Here is a 12,990-nt window from a genome sequence, read left to right as displayed (position 1 = left end):
TGTTCAAATGGCGATTCAGCGTTTAATTGGTTTTGGGAAAAAAGAAGAGTTTAAGGAAATTTTGGCAATTTTAAGAAAGCAGAATCCTGATAGGATAAGGGTTCTGTGAAATTTGTCGTGTACAGAGTAAAAAATTATATTTTTTTGGGTGGTTTAGAAATATCTTGTATAGGTGGTGGAGTATAACCAGCCGTTCTATCTGTATTATTGGCTGTGGTTGGTTTCGAAGGCTGAGGAGTATATCCCCGTCGATTTAAATTATCAGGATTTTTGGTATTGCTCATTTCAAGTACTCCTATTATATAAAATTGGACTAAGATGCTTGATAATCATCTTCAAAAAATTCTATTGTTTTTATATCTTTAGACAGTATGATTATTCCCGAAGATGCATGATGTTTACGATCAAATCCTCCCTCACTATTTGGTTCCCAACATTCATCTAAATAAATTTGAGGTTCTGATGGATAACTAGATACAAAAGAGTTAGGACCATATCTTCCATATATTTTTGTACCATCCGTTAAAACTACAATGGCCCAGCAGGCCGTTCTTTTGCTAAAAACATAGTCCCAAGGTAAAGATACAGGATGGGGCATTGTTTTTTGAAGCCATTGTGATGTTCTTAATTTATACCAGATTAACGCTAATAAAATAGGACTTAAAAAAAGCAGATAAAAATAAAATAAACCGTATAAAAATGAATTACTTGAGGACAAATTTGATTTTTCAATCCAAAAAATAAAACCAAAATTAAATCCGTAAATCAAACAACTATAAGTTAAAGAATCCAAAATTTTCTGATTAAATTCAGATATCTGGCTAGGACATATGAGATTATAAACTCTCATACAGATAAATCCAGGCAAAATAAATGCAATAAAAAATGCTAGCTTATTTTCATCAATTAATTCCATTTAATACACTCTAAAACATAAATTCTGGATTCATAAAACTATTTATTTTGATCAGATAAGAATGGAATTAATAAATAAAAATACTTCTGCACTTGCTCTCTATCACTTTCTTTTTCATCCTCTGTCAATTCCTCATATCCGGTATTAATTTGCTTATTCCATCTTTCTACCAATTCTGCGGGAATTGTTAATGAACCATTCTCATTCTTAAGACATTTAGAATGTAAATAACTTTGCCAATGAGCCCAACGTTCATGCTCGATAGCAGCAAGTTTTTCTATTAACTCTTTATATTTTTCCGATGAATCATCTTGGCTCATAGTATGACCTTAAAGGAGTCCATTTTTTACTAGTTTCCAGTAATGTTGCCCTAATACAGTAAGTTCACAACTTTGAAAATTCATCGCTGCATGCCACATATGTGGAGCTCCAACTGGTCGAACTAAATTCACCTTAACAAATCTTTGTAGCTTAGCAAATTTTTCTGTATTTTCTGAGTTAGGTGGAGGTATGTTTGGATCCTGTATTTGTTCTTGAGAGCGTTCAGGCTCAAAAGATGGGTCTAAAGGAAATTGATAATCTGCACTAGTAAAAAGTTGAGTTAGAGCTTGTAAGTCAGCTAATTCAATGGGTGGTACTGCCTTTCTTAATGATACGAAAGTTTTGACGTTCGTTTTAAATACGGGTCTCTGTGCCCAAGGACCAAGTGATTGATCAATATGCGCATAAATACTCCCTGGCGTAACATCACCAACTAGATTTGCTGCTGCTCCATTTAACGCATCAACAAATAATGTTGTAAATACTCCTGCACCACCACCTTCAACTTCCATAGCATATTGTTCCGCAGTTGAAGCTGTCAGAATTGTTGTTCCTTCCTTTAAATCTGCGAAGCATGAATTTCCTGAGCTACTTCCAGTTACTCCACTATGACAACTATCTAAAATGATTACTCTATTCTTAGCTTTTGATTGATTCGCTAAAACCATGATTTCATGTAGAGCTAGGCCATCATCTCCAGTCTGACAATCTCCTGCACAAAGATATCCTCCTGTATCTTCAATGTAACCATGACCAGCGAAGTACAAAAGAGCTATGTCTGAATCATCCTTAAATAGCTCTCTAATAGCTTCTTTTAATGAGTACTTATTTATTACATCCGAACTGCTAGTGCTAGTCATTAAACGAGGATTTGCAAAGTTAATTGTGCCATCTGCATGCCTTTCGAGTGTATTCTTTACTGCATGAGCATCGTTAACACAACCACTTAAATGGGATAGCTTGCTGTAATAATCAATTCCTACTATGAGCGCTTTACGCATGATTACCTCGCTTACAGTGAATCAATAAATGAACTAATGTTAATATCACTCCAAGGCTTAACAGTAATCCCCGTAATAACAGTTCTGTCAGTAGAGTAGGCCCATATTCCAAGAATAGGCTTACCTTCTTCTTTAGCACATTGAATTTCCCATTTTTGCCCACTTGAGCTTAGAGAGTTTTTACTTACAAGAACAATTATGCCATTTGATCTTTTAATTCTTGTACGAACTCTCTGTTTCCATTCAGTATCATATGGAGTTTTTACAGACATATCTATAAATTCAAATGGAGCTCTTGGATGAAGAGACTGCCCTTTCAAAAAATCTCGTTGACGTTCATCTTCAATTGCAAAAGCTACAAAAACTACTTTTTTATCAGTCATATTAATACTCTTTTTTAAAGCATGGCTTTAAGGTTGTTATGAAACTCATCTGCCCCTTTCTTAGTGAGAGTACCAAATAGATTAGAATCTCTATTGATACTATCCAAAAGGACATTATTTCGATTATCTTGCTTATATTGAAAGATAAAATTTTCAACATCTTTTTCATTCAGTAATACAGGCCACTTATGAAGATATTCTGGCAAAAAGCTCTTAAATATATGCATATTAACTCTAGTTAAAGAGTACTCATTAGTGTTATAGGCAAATGAACAAATTCTTCGATTAATAATACTTGCCTCCCCAATTTCAAAAGGAACCCACCATGACCCTTTAGTATTTGGTGAAATAATTGCTATCAAATGTGTGCATCGCTTAATATTTTTCGTGATCACTTCTGTGATATTAGATGTATTATTAACAGATTCTTCATCAATAACATCTAGATAAAAATCAATATTATTTAGTTGAAGTTTTTTTGCAATTTTTAAAGCAACTTCCCTGTCATTAGCTCGATAACTAATAAATACTGGCACACCCCCTCCTTATACAATAAAATTTAAGAGCTAAAATGATTGTAAATATTTCAAATAATATTACATAAGTAAATATTTTTTATGAATTTTATGCTACTGCACTCTCATTAAACGCTTCAACAACCCCAAATATGTTGTCTGCCTCACTGTCACTAAACACACCATCAATCCCTTCATAATGGATTTGATTGAACGGTGGTTCATAAAGTTGCGATGCTTCTAAAGTGCCCCGAATAGTTAAATGCTCAATCACCATTTCTACAAAGCGAATTTGTTTCTCGTTATAAGTTGACCCTTGTAGATACTTCGAGAAAGCAGCCTGAACAGACTTACGATCTAATCCCACCAAGGAACGGATAAATAGCGGTAACGGTTTTTCAGTACCAAAGCATTCTTCAAACTTCTCTTTGCTTTCCACTTCCTGAGCGTCAAACACAAATCGTTCTAGTTCGTTCAGGTCAGTTGGGGTAAGAGCTAATCCACGCTTCAATTTGGCAATGGTAATGTGATCTTCATTTGATTTGATGAAGCTTTCAACTCGTTTTCGGTATTGAGCTATGTTTACACCACTGGAAACCACAGGAATATCCACTTCTGTTGCTTCACCAATTTCATCATCAAGCATAGAGTACACAATCGTTGAGGTAGATTTCTCAATCAGCTTCACCAATCCCCGAATGCGTTTACGCATCGACTCCAGCATTGGAACAGTGATGCCTTCCCAATAGGCTTCAGTTTGTATTTCTTGAATCAGGTTAATCTGTGCCGCCACCACAGGAATATTTTCTTTAGTTTCCAACTTAGAAGCGATTTCGATGACTTTATTGGCATAAACCTGAATTGCCTTAGTATTTTTTTCCAATACAGCAAGTTCAAGGTTGTAGCAAAGCATGTCAAACAGCTTGGCTTCTAGTGGCTCAGACTCTAGTTCGTTCGGAAGTTTGGAAATATGTTCTCGTAATGTGCCAATTGCAAGGTCATCCAGATTGTCCCAGGCAGTATCACTTTTAAAATGTTCAACATGCTCAATTTCAGATTTAACAATGAAGTTGTCTTTATTCATCGACTTCACTTCAGTCTGCAAGCTCTGACGCATTTCTTGCTGTACAGCTTTCATTTCTTCAGTTTGATAATCGGGTGAATTAAGCAAACTCAAAACATTCAAACGAGCTTTGAATAGGCGTTGTCCCAATGGTTCTGTGGTCGAAATAGGCGCACCATCAGGATTTTCATTGAAGTATTCAAAATTGGAACAGTAGTCGAAAATATAGAATTCTTTCTTGTCCATTTCAGGGGCAAACAGGTCTTTGCAAAGCCGTGTCCCACGCCCAATCATCTGCGTAAACTTCACTTTCGAGCGTACAGCTTTGAAGAAGACAAGGTTGACTACTTCTGGAACATCGATCCCTGTATCGAGCATATCTACGGAAATGGCGATTTGTGGATCAGCCAGATCTTTCTTACTAAAGCTGTCAATCAAGCTCTGTGCGTACTTAGTCGAGTGTGTGATGACACGGGCAAATTTGCCATCATAGTGCGGATAGTTTTTGTCAAAGCGTTCAGCAATAAAATTGGCATGGTTTTGATTGACTGCAAAGATGATAGTTTTACCCAACATATCACCACCTTCAACCTTGATGCCGTTTTCCATCAAGTGTCGTAGCATCTTGTCTACCGTACCTGTATTGAACAACTCTTTGTTGATCTTAGATGCTTTCACTTCATCAGGAGCATCACCACCATCCCAATCCAGTTCATCCCAATGCAATTTTTCTTCTTCTGAAAGCTCGTCATATTTCACGCCTTTACGCATGAATTTCAACGGTACAGAATAAGCTTTAGGTGGCACGAGATAACCATCGGCAATGGCTTGGTTTAAATCGTAATAATCGGTTGGGACACCACTTTCTAAGCCAAATAATGCATAGGTATCACGGTCTACTTCATCACGTGGTGTAGCAGTCAAACCAACCAGTAGGCTGTCAAAGTATTTAAAAATCTCACCAAACTTTTGGTATACGCTACGGTGGGCTTCATCGACAATAATCAGGTCAAACATGCCTGTACCGTATTTGCGTGTACCATCCGCATTCATTTCATCAATCAAGCCCATCATGGTCTGATAGGTAGACAGATAAACCCGTCCATTCTGAGTTTTACTCTCGACCAGATTGACGGGTGCAGAATCAGGTAAATTGGCTTTGAAGGCGTTAGTGGCTTGTACCACCAGTGAAGTACGATCCGCGAGAAATAGGACTTTCTGCACCACATTGGCTTTCATCAGTACATCGACCAAAGCAATTGCAGTACGGGTTTTCCCTGTACCTGTTGCCATGATGAGCAAGCCTGCGCGTTCCTTACGCTGAAATGCTGCAAGCATGGCTTTGATGGCACGGGTCTGATAGTAACGCTCAACAATATTGGCGTTGATTGGGAAGCTGCCAAGATCAGGGTTGTTTTTACGTCTTTCGATCAGGCGTTTTAATTCAGCTTGAGTATAGAAGCCATGCACTAAACGAGGTGGGCCACCTTGTACGTCATTCCAGATACGGGTGCGGTAGCCATTGGTATAGAAAATAACAGGCCGTTGACCAGTTTGCTGCTCCAAACAGTCAGCATACAGTTTTGCCTGTTGCTGACCCACTTCAGGATCAACTGATGTACGTTTCGCTTCTACCAATGCCAACGGTAAGCCATTGGCATCATACAGAACATAATCGACTGAACCTTTACCTGAAGTGCTTGGCATTCCTGTGACTGGAACTTCTTCTCGCGCAGTAATGCCAATTTCCCAACCTGCCTCTTCAAGCAAAAGATCAATTTTTAATTTACGGGTTTCATCTTCTTTATAATCGGTATGGTCTTGAACTTTACTATTAGCAAGTTTGGCTTGTTCAACTTGCTGACGTTTCTGCGCCAGCTCAGCATCAATATTTGCGAGCAGTTTCTCACGTTCTTCTAAACTTGCAGACAGCTCTAGTAGCTTTTGTTCCCGTTCACGTAACGCTTTGTGTTGTTCAGCGAATTCTTTATCAAAGGCTTTGGCTTCTTGCTGTAGCTGCTCTTTATTTGCTGTGACTGGTTGAGTGCTATCTGCGTTAGGAATCAGTTTAGGGTTAAATAGGACAGCCTGAGAGCGATTTTTTGATGGTGAGCCATAAGTACGTTCAAACCACACAAAGATCAGAAAGAGATGGCTGATATGTTTAACGGTTTCTTCAGTGGTCAGTTGTTTGAATTTTTTACCATGTACCGCACTGTTGCCGACCATGCGGATATTATCCATCTTGTCCCAAATGTAGGGCGGGATAATCTCTTTAAACTTTACATCGGTGATCAGGCTATACAGCGATGGATCGTAGGGTTGAGTCAGTTTTTTATCGTATTGATAGAGCCAAAAAACAAGATTTTCTAATGAGTTTCGGGCAAACATTAATGCGGCTTGAGGGGAAATATACACAAGCTTTTCAGCTTCTTTTGCAGTTACAGCTAAGCTTGAAAATTCAGGCTCTAAAAACTGAAAGTTACTCATGTATATACCCTCAAATAATTTTATAAATTTCCGCTAAATGCTTGGTTTTGTAGTGATTTAAATAGATTGTTGATATCTTTATATGATTCTACAAGTTGTTTCTTAATTTGGTGAAATTTATTACATCTTTCATCAAATTGAATCTGCAAATCTAAAGGAGGTATTAATAAAGGTAATTTTTTTAATTGTCCCATATTAATTGATGCAATTCCTGTTGTTTGCTTAGCAGATTTTAAAAAATATCTTTTGCCATATTCACTTCCAACAATCCAATTTAAATAATTAGGTGTAAAGTCTTTTGATGTTAATCTAACCCTAAACACATGATTTTGATGAATACATTCATCAACTTCATTATTCCATAAAGTTCCTCTACCTAATTTATCTGGGTCGCCGCCTTCTGTTAGAAGTAAATCCCCTTGTTGAAGTTTATAACGCTCGATCTCTTCGTCAGAAGCTTCAATTGTTTTGATTACAGAAAGATTTAAATATTTATCTTGAACATTTGATACTGCTAAATAGGGAATTTCTCTTAATGATTTTCCAGTGATTTTTCGCCCTTTAGTGATACCTGAAACAATATCTGCAATATCACCCAATTTTTTATCTGAAGGCCAGTTTTTTGTATTAAGAATAGGATCACCAAACATATCAATGAAAGTCGCTTGTAAAAGCTGATCTAACTTTTCAATCGCTTGCTGACGTTTTTGGCGTAGCTCATCTGCTTTATCTAAAATAGAAGCAATTCGGCGTTGTTCTGAAAGTGAGGGAAGAGGCACTTCTAAATCTTTGATTATCCCTTGAGAAATATTAGGTTGACCACCACCAACTCGACGACTTAAAAGATAAGGTTTTGATGCTTCTAAAAACCTATATAAATAATTTACATCACAAACGTTTTCATCAGGTGCGATATTACAAATAGCTTGATTCGTTGTTGCATCAAAAGTTAGTTGAGAGACTTCACCAACTGTTGCACCGTACATAGCTATTAATAATGAGCCTTTAGATACTAATTTGGCAGATGATTTTTCAACAGCTAACTCGGTTATATATTCTTCTACACTCGTTATATAACGGTTTTTTAGTTCGCCAGACTTGACCCATGGGATAGTACCATTTTCAAAGAATTTACTATTTGACCGTGATGGTGTGCCGCCACTACCAGTCCTACAGAAACTACTGAGCTTTTTAGATTGAATTGTCACTTCAACAACTCCTTAAGCTCATTCATTCCTTTCAGAATCTCCTGCTCAAGCAATTCTAAATCCGCCAAAATATTGCTTGGTGTTTCATACTCTACTTGCTCATACACCACTTCTTTATAACGATTAATCGACAAGTCATAACCATTAGCAGCAATATCGGCCTTATCAACTAAGAAACTTTGTTCAGTCGCTCTACGATTAGCTTCCCCTTCTAAGTTTTTAAAACGGGCAATAATGTCAGGAAGGTTGTTATTTTCATGTTTAGAAGCATCGAGTTCATTACGCTTATCATCCAGCGAATAACCATCTGCTTGCATGTCATAGAACCAAACCTTATCTGTACCACCAGTTTCAGTTTTAGTGAAAATCAGAATGGCAGTCGAAACACCTGCATACGGTTTAAACACACCTGAGGGCATCGAAATAATTGCTTCAAGCTTTTGCTCTTCCACAATCTTTTGACGCAAATCTTTATGTGCTTTAGAAGAACCGAATAACACCCCATCAGGCACAATAATCGCAGCTCGACCACCTGTTTTTAGAATACGCAGGAATAAGGCTAAAAATAGAAGTTCAGTCTTTTTGGTTTTGACGATTGCCTGAATGTTCTTGGCACAGCTTTCGTAGTCCAAGCTGCCTGCAAATGGTGGATTGGCAAGAATCAAACTGAACTGACTTTCAATATGCGAATGCGCTTCGCTTAAAGAATCACGGTTTTCAATCCTTGGGTTTTCAACACCGTGCAGCATCATGTTCATTGAACCAATACGAAGCATGGTGCTATCAAAGTCATAGCCAAAGAAGGTTTCTTCACTAAAGCGTTTCGCTGCTTCAGGGTTGGCAAAAATCTCGGTGCTGTGGTGTTGGTTTAAGTATTCACTGGCTGCAACGAGGAAGCCTGCTGTACCACAGTAAGGATTACAATAAGTAGTATGGACACTCTCAATATTTTGTTTTTTATCAATATTAATAAATAAAAGAATGTCCATAAAATCCCTAACAACTATGGACATAATATTAAAGAAAGCATCACAAAAGTCTATTCAAAAAACTTCACAGCCATGTTATCTAATCTCTCTTTCACCACCTCCCAATCAGGCATTACTTGAGTCAAAAGTTGATAGAAACGATCACTATGGTTATGCTCAACTAAATGGCATAACTCATGCAGAATCACATAATCAATGCAGATTGTAGGTGCTTTAACTAGATGGGGGTTGAGCGTAAGTACACCTGATGGAGAGCAATTTCCCCACTGTGTACGCATGGTCATCAAACGAATATCGGGCTGATTTTCAACCCATAAAGCTTGTTCTAGAATACGTTGCAAACGTGCTTCGAATATGACTTTTGCTCGGGTTCTATACCATTCATTTAAATAAGATTTAATACTTTCAAGCCCCATATCCAAGGTGTTTACTTCCAATCTTCCTCTCAGAAGTTTTACACCTTTTGGCTTGGTATCATCATGAATCACTTTCAATTGATATTGTTTACCCAAATAAAAGTGGCTTTCACCACTTTTATATTGGCGAGGCGTGATAAATCTACTTTGTTCACGGAACTCTCGTAATTGTTTATAGATCCAACGACTACGCTGCTTTACCGCTTCAATGATTGTTTTATCATCTGCATTTAACGGGGTTGATACAACCACCCGACAATCAGCATAGACTTTAATCAGTATCTTTTGAGTACGACTAGGACTTTCAAGCACCTCAAAATCAAGAACTTCATCACCATAAACAATGCTTAACTTTCTCTCTGGCAGCTTATTCATCCTAGAGCCCATTCAAACCGACCCGAGTAATTTGTACAATCATTTCCACAATTTTTTTGGCTTGATCCATACCACCACCAATTGATTTACATTCACGGAACATCTGAGGTAATAGTTTTTTACGGATATCTGCTTCAATATTTTGTGGATTAATTGAGTTTTCAGCTACAGAGCTCATAACAGAACTATCAACCTCAAAAGCGAGTTGAATCCACTTATCTTGATTCTGTTGATCTGTTATCGAGAATGCATCAGGCAAGAGTTTTTTGAAGACACCATAATAAGCTTGAGCATGCTTATTACCACTGAACACATCAGGAATTTCATCTAAACGACGAGCTTCAACTTGTTCTTCAAATTCTCTAAAAAGCATGTGTTGCTTCAAAGGGTGATCGAACTCTTTCTCAGCTTCTTCGATGACTTGACGTAACAACTTAGAAAAAGCCTCCTGAGCATAGGGGTCATCACGTAACTCTTGCTCAATCATCTTCGTTACACGTGTTTTGATGATATCCGTTTCATTACGTGTTTTCTCTTCACTCCAATCTTCAGGTTGCGCCACTTTGCCCATCTTGCCGACTTCATAGACTCCATCAGGGTCCTTAACTTCAATACCCACAACATGCTTATCAAGAAGTTTTTTGACTTGCTCAGCATATTGATCATAGTCAATCGTCTCTCCAGCATCTCTTTTCACAATCTGACGCAAGCTTGTAAATAGTTTGACTGTTTCTTTGTAGTGCTGACGATCTGCATCAGAAAAGCTTTTATCTTCAAAGAAGGTTGCTGACTGCAATGCAACTTTTAAACAACTAGCAAATTCTGTAAGTGCTTCATAAAAATCATCACGTACTTTCAAGTGAATATCAACCAACTCACCCTCACGTTCTTCAATGCGTGGGACTAAAATTTGGCGCAACTGCTCTGGATCATTTTTATTTTTTACACCATCAAAAATTGCCCAAAGTGCTTTATACAAACGAGGTAAACGTTTGTATTCGGAACTCATTTGAGTATATAAGCCCGTAATATCATTAATATCATAGCCACCTTGGGTACGGGCAGCGAGATCTTGATAATCAAGAATTGTGGCATCTAATTCTTTTAAAATGCCTCGATAATCGATCAATAAACCAAACTTTTTCTTTGGATGAAGTCGGTTTACACGAGCAATTGCTTGGATCAGATTGTGCTGTTTTAAGTTTTTATCGATGTACAAAACTGTATTTTGAGGTTCATCAAAACCTGTTAATAACTTATCTACCACAATCAGCAATTTAAGTGATTCATCTTTTTCAAAACGCTCAATCACTTGTTTTGTGTAGGCTTGTTCATCCTGAGTACCGACATTCTCTTTCCACCATTGAGTCACTTCAGGTGTCGTTGATTCATCAACATCAGTATTCCCTTCACGACTATCAGGTGGACTCATCACCACAGCAGACTCAAACAAGCCAGCTTCATCCAAGTACTTTTTATACTTAATCGCTGAAGCCTTGCTATCACAAGCAAGCTGTCCTTTTAAACCATCATCAATATTTTTCACAAAGTGATTGGCAATATCTAACGCAATCAGGCGAATACGATCGTCCGCAGTATAGATCTCACCTTTTCTCGCAAATTTACGTTTTAAATCTGCTTTTTGTTGATCGTTTAAACCTTCTGTTATCCGTTCAAACCACGTATCAATCGCTCGTTCATTGACATCTAAATCAGGGATTCGTTCTTCATAGAGCAAAGGCGTTACAGTTTTATCTTCTACCGCTCTTTGCATAGTATACGCATGAACGATAGGACCAAACTTATTAACGGTCTTTTCATCTTTAAGTAATGGCGTACCTGTAAATGCCACGAATGCCGCATTTGGCAGTGCGAGTTTCATACGCACATGGTTTTCACCACCTTGGCTTCGATGCCCTTCATCAATCAAGACAATGAAGTCAGAACTTGTGTTAACACATTCAGGAAGTTTTGTTGCAGAGTTAAATTTCTGAATCAAAGAGAACATGATTCGCTCTGTACCCTTACCAATTTGTTCAGCCAAGCGTTTGCCTGAAGTCGCCATGGCATTTTGCTTGTCTTTTTTTCCTGCCAGTTCACCACCTGATACAAAGGTTTTACTTAGTTGATCTTCTAAATCGACACGGTCAGTGACAACCAAGATACGGCATTGTTTTAAATCTTCATGTAAGATCAAGGCTTTACTGAGAAAGACCATGGTAAAAGATTTACCCGAACCCGTTGTATGCCAAATCACACCACCTTCACGGCCACCTTTGGTATTCTTAGTACTAATACGCTCAATGAGTCGTTTAATACCAAAAATTTGCTGATATCGAGCAACAATTTTTCCTGCTTTCTTATCGAAAAGCGTATAGAGGCGAACCATTTCGAGTAGTCGTTCAGGCTTTAACAGACTAATCAGCAGTTGATCTTGACCTGTAACAGCTAAGTCTCCACCTGCAATTAGGTTTTCATACCAATTTAAGTCATCGACTGGACGATAAGAAAATAGGCTCTGTTTTTGTGAAACAGTTAATTTCTTATTTTTAAGCGCATACATCTCTGCATCAGAAATATCTTCTTCTCGCCACGCTGCCCAAAACTTAGCAGGGGTATTACATGTGCCGTAACGCCCTTCATGTCCATTTATAGAAAGTAGTAGTTGGCTATAGGCAAACAGATGTGGAATTTCATCAGGTCGCTGATTACGAAGCGTTTGAGAAATACCTTCATTAATCGTTGGACCTTTCTTAGCCTGACTATCAGGGCGTTTTGCTTCAATCACAACTAAAGGGATACCATTTACAAAGCAAATGATATCGGGTCTTCGTGTATCTACACCACCTGAGCGTGTGACAGCAAATTCTTCAGTATATGAAAAGTCGTTGTTATGAATGTTATGCCAATCAATCAATGGAATCGTTGGGTTAACCTTTTTTCCATTCACAAATTCAGTGACAGGAATACCGTAGAACAAATGGTTATACATTTTTTCATTGGCAGTCAGTAGCCCTTCATTCAAAGCAGGACTACAGATTTCAGCAATTAAGTTATCTACCGACTTTTCTGAAAGTGGATATTCCTGACCCGAAAATGGAAAAGTACGTTTAGAGAGCTTTTGACGTAAAATTTGGCGTAATACTACTTGGTCTTGTTTTCCATCACGGGCAGCAAGTGCCTGTGATGGCGGTAAAAATGACCATCCTAAGTTAGTCAACAAGGCTAAAGCCGGAAGTTTTGCACTATATTCTTCTTGAAGTTTAGGAAGAAAATTTGTCATCAATTATATCTCGATAAATTAGCAGTTTAG

The 12,990-nt window shown here is 37.8% G+C and carries 10 protein-coding genes and 1 pseudogene; all 11 read right to left on the bottom strand.

Annotated features, from left to right (window positions below):
- Positions 1-134: 134 nt before the first annotated feature.
- Positions 135-284, bottom strand: a complete 150-nt coding sequence (locus FTU79_RS02780) for a hypothetical protein (protein WP_005103122.1) — start codon at positions 282-284, stop codon at positions 135-137.
- Positions 285-313: 29 nt separating this feature from the next.
- Positions 314-916 carry a DUF6338 family protein gene (locus FTU79_RS02775; RefSeq protein ID WP_180048868.1) on the bottom strand — a complete coding sequence of 201 codons (603 nt, stop codon included), beginning with the start codon at positions 914-916 and terminating at the stop codon, positions 314-316.
- Between the two features lie 38 nt (positions 917-954).
- A complete protein-coding gene (locus FTU79_RS02770; RefSeq protein WP_180048867.1) occupies positions 955-1,236 on the bottom strand; it encodes a hypothetical protein in 282 nt (93 codons plus the stop codon).
- Positions 1,237-1,245: 9 nt separating this feature from the next.
- Entirely contained in the window at positions 1,246-2,238 is a 993-nt protein-coding gene (locus FTU79_RS02765) for a caspase family protein (RefSeq protein ID WP_005103117.1), read from the bottom strand.
- An 11-nt stretch (positions 2,239-2,249) separates the two neighbouring features.
- Positions 2,250-2,621, bottom strand: a complete 372-nt coding sequence (locus FTU79_RS02760) for a TIR domain-containing protein (RefSeq protein ID WP_005103109.1) — start codon at positions 2,619-2,621, stop codon at positions 2,250-2,252.
- A gap of 14 nt (positions 2,622-2,635) precedes the next feature.
- Positions 2,636-3,157 carry a toll/interleukin-1 receptor domain-containing protein gene (locus FTU79_RS02755; protein ID WP_180048866.1) on the bottom strand — a complete coding sequence of 174 codons (522 nt, stop codon included), beginning with the start codon at positions 3,155-3,157 and terminating at the stop codon, positions 2,636-2,638.
- 88 nt (positions 3,158-3,245) lie between these two features.
- Complete coding sequence (locus tag FTU79_RS02750; RefSeq protein WP_180048865.1) at positions 3,246-6,689, bottom strand: DEAD/DEAH box helicase family protein; 3,444 nt, start codon at positions 6,687-6,689, stop codon at positions 3,246-3,248.
- A gap of 20 nt (positions 6,690-6,709) precedes the next feature.
- Entirely contained in the window at positions 6,710-7,897 is a 1,188-nt protein-coding gene (locus tag FTU79_RS16710) for a restriction endonuclease subunit S (RefSeq protein WP_180048864.1), read from the bottom strand.
- A pseudogene (locus FTU79_RS02740) lies at positions 7,894-8,826 on the bottom strand (class I SAM-dependent DNA methyltransferase); the annotation flags it as partial. The gene FTU79_RS16710 and the pseudogene FTU79_RS02740, both read right to left, overlap by 4 nt.
- Before the next feature lie 110 nt (positions 8,827-8,936).
- The gene (locus FTU79_RS02735) at positions 8,937-9,677 is read right to left on the bottom strand and encodes a M48 family metallopeptidase (protein ID WP_145755881.1); all 741 of its coding nucleotides are present in this window, start codon (positions 9,675-9,677) and stop codon (positions 8,937-8,939) included.
- Between the two features lies 1 nt (position 9,678).
- Entirely contained in the window at positions 9,679-12,960 is a 3,282-nt protein-coding gene (locus tag FTU79_RS02730; protein WP_180048862.1) for a type I restriction endonuclease subunit R, read from the bottom strand.
- Positions 12,961-12,990: the final 30 nt, after the last annotated feature.

Source organism: Acinetobacter sp. YH12144, from assembly GCF_013418345.1.
GTDB classification, from domain to species: Bacteria; Pseudomonadota; Gammaproteobacteria; order Pseudomonadales; family Moraxellaceae; genus Acinetobacter; species Acinetobacter amyesii.
Note: the sequence above shows the minus strand (reverse complement) of the source record. Positions and strands in the feature narration are given on the sequence as shown.